Raw genomic sequence first — 20,224 nt, forward strand, 5'->3', positions numbered from 1 at the left:
CTTATTCAGCAAGGCTGGGCGCCTTCGGGCGCACTGCCAGTTCGCGCGCCAGCGTCACGGTGAAACGCGTGCCGTTGTCCACTTCGACACTGATATTGCCTTCCAGCGCCACCGTCACGACGTTGTACAAGATATGCAAGCCCAGGCCCGTGTGGCCGGTGCCGCGCAGTGTCGTATAAAACGGTTCAAACACATGCGGCAACACATCCGGCGCAATGCCGCGCCCATTATCTGCGAACACAATCTCCACCTGGAATGGCGGCAGTGGCCGCAAGCTGATGCGGAAGGTCCGCCTTTCCTGTCCATCGAACGCATGGTCGATGGCATTGCCCACCAGCCCGATCAGCACTTGCGCCAGCAGGGCCGGGAAGCTGTCCATGATCAGCGGCCCATCGCCGTCCACCGTCACGCTGACGCCTGCAGCCTTCAGGGTGGGCGCCAGCGCGGACAAAATATCGTCCACGTGGGCGCGTAAATCAAAGCGGCAGCGGTTGTCGTGACTCTGGTCCGTCGCCACCAGCTTGAATTTCGCCACCAGGTCGCCGGCGCGGATGGCATTGCGCACCACCACGTCGCTGGCATTGCGGCTGTCATCCACGAAACGCTGCAGCATGCTGACGGTCAGTTGGCGCCGGTCGTACGCCGCCGCCATGGCATCGATGCGGTCGCGCAGCGACGTGGCCATGGTCAGCACATTGCCGATCGGCGTATTCAATTCGTGCGCGATGCCGGCCACCAGCCGCCCCAGCGCCGCCAGTTTTTCCGCCTGCATCAACTGGGCCTGGGTGTCGTGCAACTGCACCAGCGAATGCTCCAGTGCCTGGCTGCGCTGGGCCAGCGCCTGTTCGGCCAGTTTACGCGCGGTGATGTCCTGGAAAATCCAGATACTGCCTTTTTCCAGCTGGGCAGGATCAATGGCGCGGCCCTGGAAACTGCACCAGATCACGCCCCCGTCGCGCCGTACGAACTGGTTTTCGCCAAACGCCGTGCGGCCGGCCACGATATCCGGATAGACTTGCTCGCCCTGCAAACGGTAGGCTTCATCACTGACGTAGTAAATGCGCGTGGGCTGGCCCTGCATTTCTTCCGGCGTATAGCCGAGCAATTCCGCCCAGCCCCGGTTGCAGCGCATGACGATGCGGTCGCGCAGGAACAGGATGCCGACAATGACGTTATCCAGCAAGATCTGCTGTTCCTGCACGATCTGCGTCAGCGCGCCCGTGCGTTCGGCCACCCGGTTTTCCAGTTCCGTATTCAAGTCGGACAAAGCATGGATGCGGTGTTCCACTTCCTGCCCCATGCGGTTCACGGCGCGCGCCAGTTCTGCCACTTCGCGGCCGCCATCTTCCGGCAGGCGCCGCGTATAGTCGCCATCGCCAATGGCGCGGCTGGCCGCAGCCGCCTGCGCCAGGTGGCGCGTCAGCCACACCGCCACCACGCTGAGAATGACCATGCTGGCAACGACTTCCGCTGCCGCGATCAACAACCCCTGGCGCAGCAGCGCGGCGCGGGTTTCACCGGCAATGGCCGTGGACAGCCCCAGCCGGATGCTGCCCATGCGGATGCCGCCGACCGCCAGCGGACGGTCGACGCTGTACATGCCGCTGGCGATGCCGTCGCCGATGCTGGCGGAAACCGGCGGCAATGCGGCGTTATGCGGCAAGCCAACCCGCACCACTTCCTTGTCATCGGCATCGCGCACCATCACATACGCCAGTTCGCGGCCTTCTTCGCGCAGGGTGGCGGACAGGAAGTCGTGCAAGCCGGAATAGTCGCGCTCCATCAGGTAAGGCACGGCTGCCGCATTGAGCATGGGGACAGCCTGCCCCAGTGCCGCTTCGATGCCGGCTTTCGCGGCTTTATCAATCAGCCTCAGCGAATTGGCAATCAGCAGCGACAGCAGCAAAATCTCCACCACCACGCTGGCCAGGATCAGGCGCGCACGCAGCGAGTCGGGGCGCAAGCGTGCCAATAGCTTCATCGGGATCAGAACCGGTGCACGATGCCCAGCGCAGAACCGCGGACAGTCGCACCCGCGCTTGCCGTGCCATAGGCATTGGTGCCGAAGTTGAAATTGGCGCGCGCGTCGTTGCGTACCTGGGTGGTATACAGGTACAGGTAGCTGCGCGCCGACAGCACGTAGTTATAGCCCAGCGTGGCATACACCGCACCGGTATCGGCGCCCTTGCTTAAATTGCCCGCTGCGCTGGACAGCACGGCGCCCGCAGGCGCACTGCCGCCGATGTCGCCTGCCTTGCCATAGCGCCACGCGATACTGCCGCCCGGGACCTTGTAGGCGCCCGTGCACGTGAAATAATTGCGCTGCAGGTCGCCGCCTGCCACGCCATAGGTCAGGCGGTTCCAGCCTAGGCTGATATCGCCCCACGACGCCGTGTAGGCGCCGGCCAGGCGCACAATGCTGTCGTCAAAACCCATGCGCAATCCGTGATGCGTCTCGTAAGCGGCGGCCGCCTTCCACGGACCGTAACGGTATTGCAGCCAGGCGGCGCGGATCACGGAACGGGCCGGCCCTTCTTCGGTTTCCGCCGCGCGCGACAACGTCAGCAGAAAGCCGCCTATGTCCGGGCTGTCATAGCGCACCTGGTTGCCGGAGCGGCGGTTGAAGCCCAGCGGATTGCCTTCGCCCTGCAACAGCGCCACACCGGAATCATCGGCAATACCACTGCCTTCGAAGCGGTCGGTATACACATTCATTTTCTTGATGATGGTCGACTCGCGCCCCAGCGCAATGGTCCCCAGGTCGCGCTGCTGCAAGCCGACGAAACTGTCCTTGCCATTGATATCGCCCGCGCCCGTATCGACGCCAATTGCGCCTTCGATTTGCATGATGGCAGCCCAGCCGCCGCCCAGGTCTTCATTGGCGCGGAAGCCGAGCGCAGAAGAGTTGCTCGACAGCCTGGCCTGCGACTGGGCCGGCCGGGACAGGCTGACGTGCTCCATATTGACATTGATCTTGCCATAAAGCACGACATTGGTTTGCCCGAAAGCGGCAAACGCAACATGACCCAGCAGGATCACAACACCAGCAGCAATGCGCGCCATGGCTCCCCCGGGTTTCCTGACAGATCATTCTATGCTGCCACTGTTACTGTCACCATGCAAGAAATCCATGCGCATTGTTGCCAGAGTGGCGCATCAGAAAGAAGAACGGGCGCCATGGGCGCCCGAAGATTCCACGGTATTCCCGGCCCCGCGGCGGCGTGATACTAATGCGGTATTACCGGCCCCGCACGGCGAAGAAACTGCTTAGTTAATGTTTGGCAGCGGCGGTTTTAATGTCCGCGTTGGCTTTCGCCTTCACTTCCGCCGTATTGGCGGCAGCGATGGCTTTTTCTTCAGCGGCTTCCGCTTTTTCCTTCGCTACCTTGGCGTCGGCCTTGGCGATGGATTTATCCAGTTTTGCCTCTGCGGCGGCGTCTTTCTTTTCCGCTTTCGCTTCCGCCTTCATGCGGTCTTCCGGATCAGCCTTGGCGACTTTTTCAGCCGCTTTTGCATGCTCCTTGTCCGCTTTATGATGCGCCTTGGCGATTTTTTCGTTGGCTTTGGCTTGCGCCTTCGCCACATCCTGATCTGCTTCGGCAGCTTTCTTCACTTCCTTGGCTTCTGCCTTGGCAATCTTTTCATCCGCTTTCGCCTGCGCTTTCGCGACTTCCGGCGTCGGTGCAGGGGTAGCGGTGGTTTGCGCCATGGCGCCGGTGGCAAACAGGCCCGCGATCAGGGTAGCAATCAGCTTATTCATAGGGTTGACCTTTCTGTCTCTGTGTTGGTGTCTGAACTTGTCACGGAGACAGAATAGGTCGGGGCCGCCATACCTTCTGTACGCAAACGCACAGTCAAAATTTATCAAACGTAAGCAGACGTAACTGGAAAATTCACCGACATTGCGTAGCAGCAATTCCCTGTAACTCATGCGGACAAATAATGGGGCTCCACGTCAAAGGACAGCGAGGCCACCAATGGACGATCATGGCTATACCACGCTACTGGAACAGCTTAATACCAGCCACCGTCCACTAAGGCTGAGACTCTGCCTGGCGGACGGCGTGCACGACGACCTGCTGCTGCCCCATCAGGTCAGTGGTGTCACCGCGATATGCGACGGTATCGATCTGCGCGTTTACTGCGTCGCATTGGACGCCTGCATTCCCCTGAAAACTTTCATCGGCGCGCCGGTTGAGCTGCAAATCGTCACAGATGAAGGCAATCTGCGCAGCATTTGCGGCATTGTCACCGAAGCCAGCCAGGGAGAAAGCGATGGCGGGCTCGCCACGTATCAGTTGGTGATGCGCGATGCGCTGTCGATCCTCGACCTCGATATGAACACCCGCGTATTCACAAATACGACGGAGCTGAAAGTTATCGAGGCACTGGTCTTCGAAACCCGCTGCAAGATGCCACGCATAGCTGGCGCTTTTCACCTTGAAATTGATCAGTCGCTGGCTATCCAAGAGCATCCTGCACGGGCGCAAATCATTCAGCATAACGAAAGCAGCGCGGCTTTTATCCGGCGCTTGTTGAAACGCCGCGGCATTTCGTGGTACTTCCGCGCAGGGCGCCCCCATATCAGCCCAGATCACGAGCACCCCCTGCCGAATTCAACTCCCTGCCACACCATGGTTTTATTCCATGATGCCAACCGGTTGCGCTCCAGTTCCGCCGGAAGCGTGCGCTTCCACCGTGACAGCGCAACCGAGCAACGCGACACGATTACAGCATGGGGTGGCATGCGCAAACTCAGCCGGGGCAGAACCTGTCGTTTCAGTTGGGACTACCGCAATCCATCCAGTCCGGGATACCTGACGCGGAGTGCCCAGACCATCATGAACCAGGGCGACTATGGCAACTGGCTGGCACAGGGGCTGGAACACTATCTGGTGGAAGCGCCGCACATTGGCGGCGATTCCCGCGACCATGAGTCGCTGGCGCTATTACGCCAGGCCCGCGCGGACTTCGAATCCAAATGCTTTCATGCGGAAGGCGGCTTGCGCGACATCGGTCCTGGTGAATACTTCAGTCTCGATGGTCATCCTGAGCTCGATCGGCATGCCGACAGTGAGCGCCAGTTTATCGTCATCGCACAGCACATCACTGCCCGCAATAATCTGCCCAAGGGCATTGATATGCGCGTGGAACGGTTGTTTGCACGCAGCCGCTGGAACATTGATACCGCAGCTCTGCCCGCAGCTACCCCGGGTGATACCCTCTACGGCCTGTGCTACCTGACCAGGCTCACGTGCGTGCGGCGTGGCATACGCTTCGCTCCCGCGTACGATCCCCAAGCCGACCTTCCTCATCCGCAAATGCAAAGTGCCGTCGTGGCAGGACCTCCGGGCGAAGATGTGCATTGCGACGAATTCGGACGGGTCAAGGTGCAATTTACCGGCACCATGGCACGAACTGATAGCAAGACCTCAGCCTGGGTGCGGGTGGCAAGCAGTTGGGCCGGCAATATCGGTACCCAGCGGAACAATCTTGGCATGTTGAATCTGCCCCGTGCCGGTACCGAAGTGTTACTGGCATTTCTGGGCGGTGATCCCGATAAGCCCATCATCATCGCGCAACTGTACAACGCCGAAGCACTGCCACCTCGCCTCGGCATGGCAGGCTTGCCCGATAACCGCTATCTGTCCGGCATGAAAAGCCGGGAAATACGTGGCCTACGTGCCAACCAGCTTCGCTTTGACGACACGCCCGGACAAATCAGCGCACAGTTAAGCAGTGAGCATGGCCTCAGTGAACTGAACCTGGGCTGGCTGGCCCAGCCTCGTGACAAGGGTCCCGCGATGGCACGTGGCGAAGGCGTCGAGCTACGTACCAATGAACATCTGGCGCTGCGGGCAGGCAAAGGCATGCTGCTGTCAGCATGGCAAAGCCTTAAGCGCAATGACCGGCAGTTGGACCGCGCTGACTACCTCGCGCTGATGGAAGAATGCCTGGAACTATTCCGTTCACTCGGCCAGCATGCTGCCGGACATCAGGCACTGCCGCTTGATGTGCAGGCGCAGGACAAATTGACATCCTCGTTCAAGCAGTGGGAAAACGGCAGTAACACCGCCCCGAAAGGCCATGAAGGAGGAGCGCCAGTGATTGGTTTAACCGCTCCTGACGGCATCAGCTTTGCCACATCAAAGACCATCGTTACCTATGCAGCCGCCAATATCGATACGGTCGCCCAGCAACATTTGCAGCTCACCTCCGGCCAGCGCTTTAACGTCAATGCAGGCAAAGGCATTTCACTATTTTCACACCACGATGGACTCAGGGCCATCGCGCATTTCGGCAAGCTGCTGGTGCAGAGCCAGCATGATGATACCGACGTGAATGCGGCGAAATCACTGCGGCTGACGGCTACCGAAGGCAAGCTGACTGCAATGGCGCCAACCATCGAGCTCATTTGCGAAGACGGATCCTTCATCCGGCTGGGTGATGGCATAACGCTCGGTAGCGACAAGCCGCTCAAGTTCAACGCGCCACGCTTTGTGTTCAACGATCCGGAATCCATGGAGGCGCAATTCCCGGCTTTTGAAGAAGGACAGGCCAGCGAACAATTCACGACGCGCTACCGGGGCGGCACTTTTGCAGATGGCGAAACGGAAGACGATGTAGCCCCCAACCAGCAACTGGACTTGTTATTTGATGACGGCAGCGAACTGCAGGCCAGGACGGATAGCGGCGGCAAGGCTGAAGAAATTCTACGCGACGCCATGAAGCTGGTGAAGGTAACCGTATCGACCAAAGGGGAATGACATGGGACTGTATCCGCAACCCAAGCGCGCCAAGGGCAAGGCCACGTCTGTCCTGAAGGCTAATCGCACAGCCAACAAACCGGTCGATGTGAAGCGCAGTTTGCCGGGGAATATCATTGTTATCCATGGGGTCAACGATGTAGGAACCTCGTTTGACGCAGTCGAACTGGGGCTTTGCAAAGGACTGGAAGAACGGTTGCATCGCACGTTCAAGCCGGCCAGTTACCGGATGCCGGAGGCAGCGGATAAAGAGAAGCTGGAGCCTGACCCCGATGCGGTGTTTTTCAAGCGCAGTGTAGATGAAAACACAGACAGTCCGGTTATTCCGTTCTACTGGGGATATCGGGAGCTGGATAACAAGGTACGCATTCAACGCGGCCAATTTGTTGATCGCTATGGCAACCGCCTCGATAAGGATAAGTCCAAGGGAGGCGGACCATTTGCCAATGCCACCAGCAATTTGCCTGATATGTGGAACAAAGGTTTTGGCACCGTGCCGATGGATGTCGGCGGCGATCCAGTTCGACCTCTGCTGAACTGTCCTGGGAGACTATACATGGTGCTGGCTGCGTCACGGCTCGCAGCATTGATTTCCATGATCCGGGATTATGACGAAGGAGATACTGTTACAGTCGTCGCCCACAGCCAAGGCTGCCTGGTGACGTTATTGGCGCAAGCCATGCTGTCAGAGAAAGGACTACGGCCCGCCGATACATTGATCTTGACGCACCCACCATACAGCTTGGTCGATACGTTTTCGTATGTATCGAAGGGCAGCAGCCATCTGACCGGAGGAAGTGATACCGTGATGGAACGTCATTATGCAAATCTGGGCGGGATGCAATGCTTGCATGCCCGCTTGCAGACACTTGCCAATATCGTGAGCTACGTTACCGGACGTAAGCCCACTCCATCTGAACCAGAATTCAATACGCTGACTGATCACAAACAGCATGATGGCGCTGTTGGTTCGCAATGGAATGCCGGGAGCGATCGCGATAATCGCGGCAAGGTCTATCTGTATTTCTGCCCGCAAGACATGACGGTGGCACTCGACAATATGCAAGGCATAGGCTGGCAAGGCGTGCCGGAATATATAACAGGCACGCAATGGGTCGCTACTCCCGGCAAGGATGAAAAATCAGAAAGATCCCTGAAGGCTCAAGACGTTACCCTGAACCCGTTGGAAAAACTGGGTAAAAGGTTCTTCCAGCGCGTATTTACCAACAAATTGCGAACCAGTCCCGCAAACCAGACGCCAGCCGCTGTACTGGTAGGGGCCAGACCTCCTTATGACTATGCTTTGCGCGTCAAGGGGGAAGATGATCACGGGCATGTCGATAGCTCAGGGCGCAAACTACGGGCAAATTTTCCGGTGGCTACGTGGCCTATTGATCCGCATGACAAGCCCCAAGATCAGCGAAATGGCATCCGCACAATCACTGGTGAAGAGTTACGCAAGCCTGTAGCTGCAGTCCTGAGCAACGCCAAAGAAATCACGCCGCCAAACCGAGGCCCATGTGAAGAAGTCGACCCTATCGACGCTGCAATTGCAATTACCAGCGAGGGTGGTCGCAGGACATGGTTTGAGGACCACCCCGACAAATCTGCAGGCGGCAGCGCTGCAATGGGAAGTGGGATGTCCACGACGGCAAGGATGATGCCCCCCGACGAGCGAAGGAAATTAACTGAGCAATACAACAAGGCAAGAAATTGGGAAGGTGATGACCAGCGCTCTATCCTTGCCGCTGCCTACAAGGATGGGAAACTCAAGATCCAGGTACAGGAAAGCCCAAATGAAGCCAGGAAGCGATGGCAGCATGAGGTGAGCGCGAAATCATTTCACGGCTCCATCATCGGGAACAAGGAAAATCATCAGCACGTAACCGCATACGATGTCGCGATCGGACAGGGAAAGGCATCTACTGATCCGATGTTTTATGCGTATCTATGCGATGTGGCCGATTGGCGGCTGAAGAAACTTCGTAATGGAGAAATGCTACGTCCTGGAATATTGTCATGGGAAAAATTTATAACTAAGCATTCATCATATTGGTCAATCGAACCGTCGTGGCGTAAAGATCTCATCGCTGGAAATTCTAGCTACTACAGCTCAGGCACCTTGCCCGACCTGCCTTTGCCGGATGGCGGTCCATTATGGGAAATCGTTATTGCTGAGAGCGTCACCGGTAACCGAGTACTACCGAAAAATGAGGCCCGATCATGAGCGAAATTCACAGCCTCGGGTCGGTTCCACTCTTTATTTTCAGTAACTTTCTTCCCGAAACCATGCTGATCGTGCTTGCTGCATTGGCTATATTCGGGCTGTTTCAACTTGCCCGCGCCACGCTAACTTCCCCGGAGCTCAAGATGGCATTGATACGCTGGATTGAATTGATTCTTTTTGTAGGGGCTGCATTCGCAATCGGCTTTCTGATCGTCGCCGCCAACGCGAGAGCGAAAGAAAAGCAAGCGGAAAAACTTCATGACGAACTGCAGGCAGCGCTGACGCACCAACAACAACTCACCGCCAAGAATGAAAAAGAACGAACTGAATATGTGCTGGAGATAATCAACTTGGGAATTTCTCTGGACAAACACAGACAAAACAAAGTGTGGGATGCGCTACAGAAAGGTGGGCCTTATTCAAGCATCAGGGAATTGGATCCCAAAAAATATGCTTGGAGCGACACCGATAAAATGGGCATCAGTGGAGGACGCATACTCGATGCCTTTGAAAATGCCGCAAAATCCACGCCTATGTACTGGGGCTTGCCATCATTTTATGCCGGTGCACCATCTTATGTGCTACCAAAAGATCCCGTAATGGGCCTTGCAGGCAACACACAAGGTACAGGACTCTCCTTCCATCTATGGGTCAACGGCGCGTGGAAACTTGCCGAACGGCCGGACCGCTTGCTGGAGCAAGTGTTTGATTTTTTTGATCAGTACCCGGATGTGCCATTCGTCGTGCTGACAGCAGACGACAGCTATTCGTACCGGGACCAATCACTTCCGCCCGGCACTCCCAGCCTGGTAAAGGATGGCTATTACGTTCCTGCGATGCCCGACGCCGCCGCTGTCTTTATTCTCGCGCGCCGGGAACGGGTCGAGCCGCTTCGTCCTTATGCATGGTACGACTTGGACGACAATTTTTTGCAATGGGAATTCCGCCAAATGTATTACAAATTGATGGATTCCATTCCAACCAATGCCACATATGGTTATGGAACAAAAATCGCTCGTCCACCGACCTCGACCGAGTGGCTCCACGCTGCCGCTGTCTTCGCAAAGAACCCTGAAGCCCATCCGGAAGGACACGACGAGTTTCTTACAAAGATGACGGCATACCGGAATAAACCACCCAAATCATGGAAACCCACACCCTGGTTTCCCATCCCTTGGACGTCCGGCCAGTTAAGTGCCTTCGATAGCCTACCCACCCTCGGCTATCTGCACCGCCCGGTTTTCATCCCCTTCCGTGATGCCGACGGCAACCCCGTCAAACGCCGCGACCAGCGCCAGCAAATCATCATGGCAGGCTGGCAGCAAGCCTTGCAAACACTGCCTGATTCCGGACGCGAAAAAGGCCCAGCTCGCATCATTGCCGGCACCAATAACAACAAAGACCAGTTAATCATGCTCACCACCATGCTGCATCAATACGAACACGCCGGTGGCCCCGCCTTCGACATCACCAAAACCGCGCAATTCATCGATACCGACCGCCGCCTCGGCAACACGGGGGCGGCGACCTTCTTCATGCAAATGGCGTTGGGTATGATGGGCAGCTACAAGGAGGGCGGCGTTAGCGCAGCTATCAACCTGCGGGATCCAGATGAAGCCAGCATCGTATTGATCAGCCCAGCGCCGGATGAAAAGCGCAGATTGCAGCGGGATCCATTTGTCCACGACGTCCAGCCACAAATTGATCCAGACAATTACAAGGCCCCTTCTGTTGAAGCGCTACTACAAGCACAACAGGCCGGAGTGGCCAATAAATAAGTAACCCCACACGCAAACAGGAGCCATCATGCGCAACGTCATCCGCCTCGGCGACGACACGTCACACGGCGGCAAAGTGATTCAATGCAGTCTCACACATTTCACCATCGATGGCATTCCCGTGGCCTGCGAAGGCGACACCTGTACCTGTCCCATCCCCGGCCATTGCGGATGCAAGATCATCAGCGGCTCTCCGCGCCATACTGTCAACGGAAAGCGGCTGGCATTTGACGGCGACAAAACCAGTTGTGGCGCCGTGCTGATCGCCAGCCGAGATAACTTCAGCACGGCTTAGGTCTTATTTCGCTGGGCGGGAATACAAATCAATCGTCTGATTCACCGCCTCCTTGCACACCGCGCAGAACTTCTCGCTGCGGTCGAACATCAGGCACTGCTGCGCCGGGCGGTAATATCCCGTCGCTTCATAATTCGCCCCCTCAAACGCGCCCACGGCATCCTTGTTGGGCGCCGTCGAAAACAGTTTATTCGTATACGCCAGGTCTTCCTTGAACAGCGCGCTCATTTCCGATTCCGGACGGTTGTCCTTGCGCAGCGCGGCGCGGGTCTTTTGGTAGGCGCGCGAATGTTCTTCGTAGGTGGCTTTCGGCCATGGCGTCGGCAGCGCTGTGCCGGGCGTCACCAAGTGCTTCCACTTCAGTTTGGACGGATCTTTCAGCGCCGTGGCATTCGGTTCCCACGGTTCCGGACGGTCCGCACCACCCGATGCATACGCCACCGGCGACGTGTAGTACTCGTCCGCCAGGCCCGCGAAGTGGTGGCCGAATTCGTGCACGAACAGGTAATTGGCCCAGTCGCTGTTGGCGGCCGCCGTGCTGAACTGGCCATAAATGCCGCCACCGCCGTACGTGTCGTTGTTGACGAGGATTTCAATGAATTCGTACGGCGCATGCTGGGCGATTTCACGCAGCGCGCGGTTGTCCAGGGTCAGCACGTAACGCTCGCTGCCAAAGATGTCGTAGCGGGTGCCCAGCGCGGATGCGTGATACTGGCCCGTCGATGGGCGCGACACGCCCGATTCCTGCGTCGGCACGGCGATGCCCCATACGTTGAAGTCTTTCGCACGCTCCTTGAATGGCGATACGGAGAAAAGGTAATCGGCCAGCTTGCGCGCGCTTTGCTCGAACTTCGGCATGTCCGCCTTCGTGTAACCATCGCCAAGGATCAGCAAATCCACTTTGTCGCCGGGCGCGCCATTGACGCGGATGGGAATCGGCTTGGCGGGCGCGGGATCCTGCTTGCGCACGACATCCTGTGCATCCGTATCGACGTCCACGCTCCACACGATGGAAAACTGGTTGCGCTCATCGCGCTTCAGGATGCGCACGCGCACCGGACGGTCCGGCTTCGGGAAGCGCACAGATTCCTGGAAACCGCGCGTGACCTTTTGCGCCTCATCCGTCGTGCGCCACTCGCCAAAGATGGTGGAAAAGCCCCGCGTGTACAGCACGTCGCCCGTCTTGGCATCGACCACTTCCACCTTGTTGACGCCACGGTCCGTGTCATCAATATTGCGCGACAAATTGCCGGCCCATGGCAGCGGCTCGATGACGACGCGGTCGATCGCATATTGTTCGGCCAGCGCATTCCCGCTGTGCAGGTAGTCGACGCGGACGGTAGCGGGAGGATTTGCAGAGGCGGCAGCAGCGAAAGAACATGCTGCCAAGGCGGAGGCCATTGCGGCCTTCAAGAAGGTGGTCATGGGGCGGAATCCTGATCATGAATGTTGGCTAAGGTGGCCAACATTCTAATTCCGCCACCGCCGAATTAATTCTTGTATTTATACAGCGGACGTTGCACTTCTATGGGACGAATGTCCAGGCGCAGGTTCAGGATCGAATAGTTGTCCGACACGGACGACAGGTAGCCTTCACTTTCCAGCGTCTTCGAGAAGCGGAATTCAAAGCCCACTTCCGGCGAGGTGCCGCGCGGATCGCCCGAGGCAATACCAATCGCGTCTTGCTGGTCGCTGTCGATCAACCGTTCCATCAAGTCGCTGACGGCGCTATTGCCGAGGATATCGTTGCTGAACACGGGACCGCGGCGCGCCGGGCGCGTGTTATCGAGGCGTCCGTCCGCCTTGTCCGGCGCCGGCGTGAAAACCTTGGTGGCGATGTTGAAGCGGTCGCCCCGGTCCAGGTAGCTGATCAAGACATTGCTGACATTGAAGGCGCTGGCGTCGGAATCCATCGTGGCGCGCGACAAGTCCAGCAGCAGCGCGCCCTTGTAGCCGACGATTTCCACTTCGCGCTTGCTGTTGACCACCATCGCACTGTTTTCATCGATCCCCAGGCCCAGTTGATAGCCCTTCTTCAGCATCACAGGGATCATGCGGGCAAAGCGGCCACGGATCAGCAAGTGCTGGTCGACGAAAATATCGTCGCCAATAAAGCCCAGGCCCGGCGCAATATCCTTGCCGTCCGCTACGCCTTCCTGCAAGGTCGCCAATACGCGGCGCGCGTCATAAAACATGGTGCTGCTCATGATGGCGGCGCCCGCGCTGGTGCCGGCAATCACGCCGCCACGGCGGTAAATGTCCCAGATCGCATCCAGCGCCGCGGTGCGCGTGCCGTCCGGGCGTACCAGCGCCTGCGTAATACGGCCCTGGTCGCCACCGGCAAAATACACGCCGCCGGCGCGGCGCACGCGGTCCGCCAGGGTCATGTCATCGGCGGCCTTGCGGTAATCGCTGTTGGCCAGTTTCACGGCAATCGGCACCAGAAACGGGTCGGCGCCATAGCGCTTCAGATAACCCATGATGGACTGGCCCGTGCGCTCCGGTGCGCCGGCGGCAGACGGGAATACGGCAATGCGGGCGCCTTTGCCGCCTGCCAGTTGGACGATGCGCTGCCAGATATCGGCATTATCGCCACGCAAGCCGCCGCCAATAATCACCAGCGATCCTTTGGGTTCTGGCGGATCCGCCGCCTGCGCAGTCGCCAACGATAACCAGATCAGTGCCAATCCCGCCATACAGCACCTCAAATTCGACTTCAAATTACTGAAAACTTGCTTCAATGCGCCCATGTTGCAATCCATTCGCTGAGGAAGAAGGCAAAATGCGTGCATTCTGCCGTACAGTTTCCAAATATACAGCAAAGCAGCCTCCGCCAGCACCTGCATGACCGTCCGAAACGACTCGCCACGGGCATGGTGGGGACGGCATAATGAGTGCCCTGATTGCAATCATCTATACAGGTCCGACCATGCAAGTGAAAAAGCACGCGCTGTCTGCGCCCCAAAGCAGCACATCATTCCAGCTGACCAGCTACCACTACGGCACGCCGGGAACCGGTAAAAAGATTTATATCCAGGCCGCGCTGCACGCGGATGAAGTGCCGGGCATGCTGGTGGCCCAGTTCCTGCGCCGTGAACTCGATGCGCTGGACGCTGCCGGCAAAATCCACGGTGAAATCATCCTGGTGCCGGCCGCCAACCCCATCGGCCTGTCGCAAGCCATCCAGGGCGCCCCATTTGGCCGCTTCGATATCACCACCGGCATTAATTTCAACCGCTCGTATAAACACGTGGCCGATGAATTGAAAGCGTCGCTGCAAGGCAAATTAAGCCAGGATGCGGCAGCCAACGTGGCGGAAATCCGCCGCCAGGCGCTGGCCATCGTCCAGGCGCAGCAGCCGAAGACGGATGCCGACACGCTGAAGAAAACCTTGCTGGAAATGGCGATCGATGCCGACATCGTGCTGGACTTGCACTGCGATAACGAAGCCGTGCTGCATATATATTGCGGCACGCCGCTGGCGGATGCTGTCGAGCCGCTGTCCCGTTTGATGGGCGCGCACGCCGTGCTGCTGGCGCTGGCTGCGGGCGGCGAACCATTTGACGAAGCGTGCAGCCGCCTGTGGTGGGACTTGCAGGCGCATTTCCCGGATTTCCCGATTCCGCCGGCATGCGTATCGACCACCGTGGAATTGCGGGGCGAAATGGAAGTGGAATACGGCCTGGCGGAAAAGGATGCGGACAGCTTGCTGCGCTTCCTCGCGCACAATGGCGTGATCGCCCGCGAAGTGGGCGACTTGCCGGCGCCGCTGTGCGCCGCCACGCCGCTGGAAGGGGTGGAACCGCTGCTGGCGCCGCACCCTGGTGTGCTGGTCTACACGCGCAAGCTGGGCGACAAGGTCAAGGCAGGCGACGGGCTGGCAGACGTGATCGATCCCGTCACGGGCGAAACCACGACCATCCGCTGCACGGTCGATGGCGTATTCTTTGCCCGCAGCGCGCACCGCCACGTATTGCGCGGTATGAATATTGGCAAAGTGGCGGGAGCGTCCGCCTACCGTTCCGGCGACCTGCTCTCGCAATAAGGACCGCATGAAACTCCGTCTTCCGAATACTTACGTCCTGATCTTCGCCATCCTGGCATTGATCGCTGTCTCCACGTGGCTGGTCCCGGGCGGCAAATACGATACGCACCTGGTCAATGGCAAGCAATTGATCGATCCGGCCACGTTCCATTACGTGGCCAGCAAGCCGCAGGGCATCGTCGCGCTGCTGATGGCGCCCATCAAAGGCTTTGTCGAAGCGGCGCTGATCATTGGCTTCGTGCTGATCACGGGCGGCGCGTTCGCCGTGCTGCAAAAGACCGACGCCATCGACGCCATGATCAAGTCGATCGCCAAGGCGCACGACCACTCAGCCTTCGTGCGCGTGGCCTTGATTCCGGTGTTCCTGACCTTGTTTTCGCTGGGCGGCGCCACATTTGGCATGAACGAGGAAGCGATTCCGTTCATTTTGATCTTCGTGCCGCTGGCGCTGGCGCTGGGTTATGACACGGTGACCGGTGTGTCACTGCCCTTCCTCGGCACGCAAATCGGCTTTGGCGCGGCATTCCTCAATCCCTTCAATGTCGGCGTGGCGCAAGGCATTGCCGGCGTGCCGCTGTTTTCCGGCATGGGCTACCGCCTGATCGTGTGGGTCATCATGACGGCCGTGACGATAGCCTTCATGATGTGGTACGCGGCGCGCATCAAACGCACCCCGCAACTGTCGCCGACCTATGAAATGGACCTGGCCCGGCGCAAGGAACATCCGGTCGACTTCAGCAACTTCACTGGCATGACCTTCAAGCACAAGCTGGTGCTGTTCATTTTTGCCGGTTCGCTGCTGGGCATGGTGGTGGGCGTGGTGAAATTCGACTGGTATATCGAACAGATTGCCGCGCTGTTCCTAGCCATGACCATCGTTGTCGGCGTCGTAGGCCGGCTCAATTCCGATGAATTCATGGGCGCCTTCATGCATGGCGCGAAAGACCTGGTGGGTACGGCGCTGGTGATTGCGCTGGCGCGCGGCACGGTGATTCTCGCCCGCGATGCGCAAATCATCGACACCATGCTGCATGGCTTGATGCCGCTGGTGCAGTCATCCAGCCCGGTGTTCGCGGCCCATAAAATGTTCGCGATCCAGACCGTCATCAATTTCTTTATCCACTCCGGCACGGGACAGGCCGCGCTGACGATGCCGATCATGGCGCCGCTGGCGGACCTGGTGGGCGTGACGCGCCAAACGGCCATCCTCGCCTACCAGTTCGGCGAATTCACGACGCCGATGATCCCGACTTCCGGCATTACCGTCGGCGTGCTGGCCCTGGCCCGCATACCGTGGATCACGTGGGCCAAATGGATGGTGCCGCTGCAACTGATTTATGCCGTGCTGGCGCTGCTGTTGCTGGTGCCGCCGTGCCTGATGAACTGGCAATAACCGCGTGACAATAGCACTGCGGGCGTCCTGGATAATGGACGCTTATTCCGTGGATCACGTGGGCCAAATGGATGGTGCCGCTGCAGCTGATTTATGCCGTGCTGGCGCTGCTGTTGCTGGTGCCGCCATGCCTGATGAACTGGCAGTGATATTTAAGCTTCCTGCTTATAAATATCCGGGAAATACCGCTCCATCAGGGTCTGCGGCCGCTGTGGCGACGTAAAGCCGTACTGGCTATACAAGCCGTGCGCATCGCCTGTCGCCAGCGTAAAGCGCCGCAGTCCCTGCAAATCCGGGTGCGCCATGATGGCCGCCATCAATTGCTTGCTATAGCCCTTGCCACGGCATTCCGGCAGCACAAACACATCGACTAAATTGGCAAACGTGGCGCCATCCGTCACCACGCGGGCAAACGCCACTTGCGCGCCGTCCGCATAGCCGCCAAAGCATAACGAATTGGCAATGGCTTTTTCCAGCACGGACAACGGCAGCCCCTTGGCCCACGTCGACTGGCCGCTGAGGAAGCGGTGGATCAGTGCGACGTCAAGCCGTGCTTTATCGGTGTTGATTTCCAATGGGTTCAAAGCAGACTCCTTCCGGGAAAATACTGCAAGATTAACAACTTATGGCGCTGCGTGCATAGTGCAAAAATGCCAGCTGCCAAGCCTGACAGCCCAACCTTGGCTATAATCGTTCCTCACCCGCACGCCCACCCACATATTTACCATGACTGATCAATTTTCCAAAAAGAGCGAAGCCTGGTCGGCCCGCTTCTCCGAACCTGTCTCCGACCTCGTCAAGCGCTATACCGCTTCTGTCTTTTTTGACAACCGCATGGCCAAGGCCGACATCCAGGGTTCGCTGGCCCACGCCGACATGCTGGCGGCGCAAGGCATCATCAGCGCCACCGACCTGGCCGACATTCAGCGCGGCATGGCGCAGATCAGCGCGGAAATCGAATCCGGCAAGTTTGAATGGCTGCTGGACCTGGAAGACGTGCACCTGAATATTGAAAAGCGCCTGACGGAACTGGTTGGCGACGCCGGCAAGCGCCTGCATACGGGCCGCTCCCGCAACGACCAGGTGGCGACCGACATCCGCCTGTACGTGCGCTCCGCCATCGACGACGTGACCGGCCTGCTGAAGCAGTTGCGCGGCGCGCTGACGGACCTGGCCGAAAAGCACGCGGACACCATCTTGCCGGGCTTCACCCACATGCAAGTGGCGCAGCCGATCACGTTTGGCCACCACATGCTGGCGTATGTTGAAATGTTTGGCCGCGACGCGGAGCGCTTTGCCGATTGCCGCAAGCGCGTAAACCGCCTGCCGCTGGGTTCTGCTGCCTTGGCCGGCACCACGTTCCCGATCGACCGCGTGCGCGTGGCCAAGACGCTGGGCTTCGACGACGTGTGCCACAACTCGCTGGACGCCGTGTCGGACCGCGACTTCGCGATTGAATTCACGGCGGCCGCCTCGCTGGTGATGACGCACATTTCGCGCATGTCGGAAGAATTGATCATCTGGATGAGCCCACGCGTAGGCTTCATCGACATCGCGGACCGCTTCTGCACCGGTTCGTCGATCATGCCGCAAAAGAAAAACCCGGACGTGCCGGAACTGGCGCGCGGCAAGACGGGCCGCGTGTATGGCCACCTGATGGGCCTGCTGACCCTGATGAAAGGCCAGCCACTGGCGTACAACAAGGATAACCAGGAAGATAAAGAGCCGCTGTTCGACACGGTGGACACGCTGGTCGACACGCTGCGCATCTTCGCCGACATGGCGGGCGGCATCACCGTGAAGCCGGAAGCCATGCGTTCGGCCGCGCTGCAGGGCTACGCCACGGCGACGGACCTGGCGGACTACCTGGTGAAGAAAGGCTTGCCATTCCGCGACGCGCACGAAGCGGTGGCGCATGCGGTGCGCGCTTGCGACGGCTTGAAGATCGACCTGGCGGACATGTCGCTGGACCAGCTGCGTGCCTTCTCGCCGCTGATCGAGCAGGATGTGTTTGCCGTACTGACGTTGGAAGGTTCCGTGGCAGCCCGCGACCACGTGGGCGGCACGGCGCCAAACCAGGTGCGCGCAGCAATCGCCCGCGTACGTTCCCAGCTGGCTGAGTAAATTGCTTTTCCCGTTGGTGCCAGGCACCAGCGGGATTTGCAACAATTACGCGTCCGCCATCCAGAAAAACACGGCCGTCATGCGCTTGTCGTCATGGCCCGTGCCGAAATAACCGCTGGCCGAATGCACGAGGTTCGCGCGGTACAGCAGCATGCGGTTGTAGCGGTTTTCCACCATGACTTCTTCATGCCACGCTTCCTGTGGCAACCCCGTCACGCCCAGCGCTTCGCGCAAGTTCGCATGTGGCGGGCTGCAGATATTGCCGCCCAAGGTGCCATCCGGATAACGCAGCCGGTAAAACGACGTGCCGGCCGACGCCAGCGGATCCGGCGACAAGTAAATCACAGCAGCATAACGGCACAATTTGCGCGAATCCGTATGGGGACGCGGTCCTGATTCCGCCCCGCCCACCAGTTGCACATAGTTGTGGTTCAACTGATGCCCTTCCGGCGCAGTGACTTGCCACAGCCGCTTGGCGCCAGTGACTTTCTTGACCCATGCTTCGACCGCCGCCAGTTCATCCGGCAGCAATGCACCGGGACTGCGCATGCCTGGCCACGGCATGGGCTTGCGCGGCGCGCCGAATTCCCATTCCTCATGGGCGAAACAGCGCCGCGACACCGCATCGGGATCCGGCAAGATGGCGTCATTGACCCAGAAATCACGTCCCAGCATGGGCTTGCGGTAAACCAGCCGCGGCAAGCCCGTACGCTGCACAGGCGCCGCCTTCAATGCGCCACCAGACGTGACAACACGGAAATCGCCGCCCCCGTATGGCGCTGCTCCAGCAGTACGGTCAATTCCGTGTGCGTGCAGATCATGTTGACCAGGTTGATCTTTTCCCACGCCAGCTTTTTCAGGATGCCGTGGTAAATGCCCGGCATATCCAGCGTGTCAGGATTCAAGTGCAACGTGACGGCATTGAGGCTTTCCAGCCGCGCCAGTTCGCGCTCGTGCACGAAAACCTGGTCGACCACATTGATCAGCGGCCGGCTGCAAATGACCATCACTTCATTGATGCCGCGCGTAACGGTGACGAACGCGCCCTGCTGCGGCGCCACCATTTCCAGCAACTGGCGATGGCATTCGTACGTATTCTCAGAATACTTATACGTGGTCATCGTCAGGTCGGTGCGCGTGGTGAGCTCGCCCGATTTGCGCGCCAGCTGCAATTCCGCCAGCGGCCCCGTCTCGTGCTGTGGCAACCGTTCCGCGACACGGCGCAGCGCCATGACGACGGCGGCCTGGCCCACCGGTTTCCACAGATCCGTCTCCAGCTGCGGCTGCAGCTGCCTTGCCAGCTCAGAAAGGTTGATCAGGCCACGCCCCAGTCCCTCAGTAAGGAAAGGCGATTCCATGACCAGCCGCTCAACTTTGGTAGATATCGAGAGCATAGTAAGCACAGTTAAAAGCTGTCCCTGCACACCTGCGCCGCATATGGCGTAAGTGCGCGACGTCGCCGGCTGGCCGGATAGCGGCGTGACGGCGTGAACTGATATTCGTTGGCGGCGGCGATACCCTATGAAGGGCTAGGTAAGCTCGTGCGCAAAGCACGGCCCATGGTGATGCTGGTCTTCATCATATTCTGTCCCTGT

Annotated in this window: 15 protein-coding genes; 7 read left to right on the forward strand and 8 right to left on the reverse strand. The window is 58.9% G+C overall.

Annotation, left to right across the window (positions count from 1 at the left end; genetic code table 11):
* Position 1: 1 nt before the first annotated feature.
* The 3 genes from GM668_RS02770 to GM668_RS02780 form a co-directional block, all read right to left on the reverse strand.
* Positions 2–1,981, reverse strand: coding sequence for a sensor histidine kinase (locus tag GM668_RS02770; RefSeq protein ID WP_155437368.1), 1,980 nt, complete (start codon positions 1,979–1,981; stop codon positions 2–4).
* Positions 1,982–1,986: 5 nt separating this feature from the next.
* On the reverse strand, positions 1,987–3,063 hold the full coding sequence (locus GM668_RS02775; protein ID WP_155437369.1) for a porin: 1,077 nt from the start codon (positions 3,061–3,063) through the stop codon (positions 1,987–1,989).
* 208 nt (positions 3,064–3,271) lie between these two features.
* A complete protein-coding gene (locus GM668_RS02780) occupies positions 3,272–3,760 on the reverse strand; it encodes a hypothetical protein (RefSeq protein ID WP_155437370.1) in 489 nt (162 codons plus the stop codon).
* A 217-nt stretch (positions 3,761–3,977) separates the two neighbouring features.
* Between GM668_RS02780 and GM668_RS02785 the strand changes: the two genes are divergently transcribed.
* From GM668_RS02785 to GM668_RS02800, 4 genes are read left to right on the forward strand one after another with little or no spacing between them, the layout of a single operon-like run.
* Positions 3,978–6,767, forward strand: a complete 2,790-nt coding sequence (locus GM668_RS02785; protein WP_155437371.1) for a type VI secretion system Vgr family protein — start codon at positions 3,978–3,980, stop codon at positions 6,765–6,767.
* 1 nt (position 6,768) lies between these two features.
* Entirely contained in the window at positions 6,769–8,994 is a 2,226-nt protein-coding gene (locus GM668_RS02790; RefSeq protein ID WP_155437372.1) for a T6SS effector phospholipase Tle3 domain-containing protein, read from the forward strand.
* Positions 8,991–10,772, forward strand: a complete 1,782-nt coding sequence (locus tag GM668_RS02795; RefSeq protein WP_155437373.1) for a type VI lipase adapter Tla3 domain-containing protein — start codon at positions 8,991–8,993, stop codon at positions 10,770–10,772. The genes GM668_RS02790 and GM668_RS02795 overlap by 4 nt, the downstream gene beginning before the upstream one ends.
* A gap of 28 nt (positions 10,773–10,800) precedes the next feature.
* Entirely contained in the window at positions 10,801–11,067 is a 267-nt protein-coding gene (locus GM668_RS02800) for a PAAR domain-containing protein (RefSeq protein WP_155437374.1), read from the forward strand.
* 3 nt (positions 11,068–11,070) lie between these two features.
* Here GM668_RS02800 and GM668_RS02805 read toward each other — a convergent pair whose 3' ends face one another.
* Positions 11,071–12,492: an IgA Peptidase M64 gene (locus GM668_RS02805; RefSeq protein WP_155437375.1), complete on the reverse strand. Its 1,422-nt coding sequence runs from the start codon at positions 12,490–12,492 to the stop codon at positions 11,071–11,073.
* Between the two features lie 65 nt (positions 12,493–12,557).
* Complete coding sequence (locus GM668_RS02810) at positions 12,558–13,763, reverse strand: cyanophycinase (RefSeq protein ID WP_155437376.1); 1,206 nt, start codon at positions 13,761–13,763, stop codon at positions 12,558–12,560.
* Positions 13,764–13,996: 233 nt separating this feature from the next.
* Here GM668_RS02810 and GM668_RS02815 point away from each other — a divergent pair, with 233 nt between their 5' ends.
* Both GM668_RS02815 and GM668_RS02820 read left to right on the forward strand, forming a co-directional pair.
* Entirely contained in the window at positions 13,997–15,112 is a 1,116-nt protein-coding gene (locus GM668_RS02815; protein WP_155437768.1) for a succinylglutamate desuccinylase/aspartoacylase family protein, read from the forward strand.
* 7 nt (positions 15,113–15,119) lie between these two features.
* Positions 15,120–16,505, forward strand: a complete 1,386-nt coding sequence (locus tag GM668_RS02820) for a YfcC family protein (RefSeq protein ID WP_155437377.1) — start codon at positions 15,120–15,122, stop codon at positions 16,503–16,505.
* A 152-nt stretch (positions 16,506–16,657) separates the two neighbouring features.
* On the opposite strand, the gene GM668_RS02825 is transcribed toward GM668_RS02820, so the two are convergent.
* Positions 16,658–17,089, reverse strand: coding sequence for a GNAT family N-acetyltransferase (locus tag GM668_RS02825; protein ID WP_155437378.1), 432 nt, complete (start codon positions 17,087–17,089; stop codon positions 16,658–16,660).
* A 142-nt stretch (positions 17,090–17,231) separates the two neighbouring features.
* Here GM668_RS02825 and argH point away from each other — a divergent pair, with 142 nt between their 5' ends.
* Positions 17,232–18,629 (forward strand): argininosuccinate lyase, encoded by a 1,398-nt coding sequence (argH, locus tag GM668_RS02830; RefSeq protein ID WP_155437379.1) that lies wholly within the window; start codon positions 17,232–17,234, stop codon positions 18,627–18,629.
* A gap of 45 nt (positions 18,630–18,674) precedes the next feature.
* On the opposite strand, the gene GM668_RS02835 is transcribed toward argH, so the two are convergent.
* Both GM668_RS02835 and GM668_RS02840 read right to left on the reverse strand, forming a co-directional pair.
* The gene (locus tag GM668_RS02835; protein WP_371868617.1) at positions 18,675–19,346 is read right to left on the reverse strand and encodes a DUF6445 family protein; all 672 of its coding nucleotides are present in this window, start codon (positions 19,344–19,346) and stop codon (positions 18,675–18,677) included.
* A gap of 11 nt (positions 19,347–19,357) precedes the next feature.
* Complete coding sequence (locus GM668_RS02840) at positions 19,358–20,023, reverse strand: ACT domain-containing protein (protein ID WP_155437380.1); 666 nt, start codon at positions 20,021–20,023, stop codon at positions 19,358–19,360.
* Between the last annotated feature and the right edge of the window lie 201 nt (positions 20,024–20,224).

The organism is Pseudoduganella ginsengisoli (assembly GCF_009720865.1).
Classification (GTDB): domain Bacteria; phylum Pseudomonadota; class Gammaproteobacteria; order Burkholderiales; family Burkholderiaceae_D; genus Rugamonas; species Rugamonas ginsengisoli.

Bases quoted from the DNA above. Each gene is read 5' to 3' on its own strand.
- GM668_RS02770 (WP_155437368.1), bottom strand. From the start codon at position 1,981: ATGAAGCTATTGGCACGCTTGCGCCCCGACTCGCTGCGTGCGCGCCTG.
- GM668_RS02775 (WP_155437369.1), bottom strand. From the start codon at position 3,063: ATGGCGCGCATTGCTGCTGGTGTTGTGATCCTGCTGGGTCATGTTGCG.
- GM668_RS02780 (WP_155437370.1), bottom strand. From the start codon at position 3,760: ATGAATAAGCTGATTGCTACCCTGATCGCGGGCCTGTTTGCCACCGGC.
- GM668_RS02785 (WP_155437371.1), top strand. From the start codon at position 3,978: ATGGACGATCATGGCTATACCACGCTACTGGAACAGCTTAATACCAGC.
- GM668_RS02790 (WP_155437372.1), top strand. From the start codon at position 6,769: ATGGGACTGTATCCGCAACCCAAGCGCGCCAAGGGCAAGGCCACGTCT.
- GM668_RS02795 (WP_155437373.1), top strand. From the start codon at position 8,991: ATGAGCGAAATTCACAGCCTCGGGTCGGTTCCACTCTTTATTTTCAGT.
- GM668_RS02800 (WP_155437374.1), top strand. From the start codon at position 10,801: ATGCGCAACGTCATCCGCCTCGGCGACGACACGTCACACGGCGGCAAA.
- GM668_RS02805 (WP_155437375.1), bottom strand. From the start codon at position 12,492: ATGACCACCTTCTTGAAGGCCGCAATGGCCTCCGCCTTGGCAGCATGT.
- GM668_RS02810 (WP_155437376.1), bottom strand. From the start codon at position 13,763: ATGGCGGGATTGGCACTGATCTGGTTATCGTTGGCGACTGCGCAGGCG.
- GM668_RS02815 (WP_155437768.1), top strand. From the start codon at position 13,997: ATGCAAGTGAAAAAGCACGCGCTGTCTGCGCCCCAAAGCAGCACATCA.
- GM668_RS02820 (WP_155437377.1), top strand. From the start codon at position 15,120: ATGAAACTCCGTCTTCCGAATACTTACGTCCTGATCTTCGCCATCCTG.
- argH (WP_155437379.1), top strand. From the start codon at position 17,232: ATGACTGATCAATTTTCCAAAAAGAGCGAAGCCTGGTCGGCCCGCTTC.
- GM668_RS02840 (WP_155437380.1), bottom strand. From the start codon at position 20,023: ATGCTCTCGATATCTACCAAAGTTGAGCGGCTGGTCATGGAATCGCCT.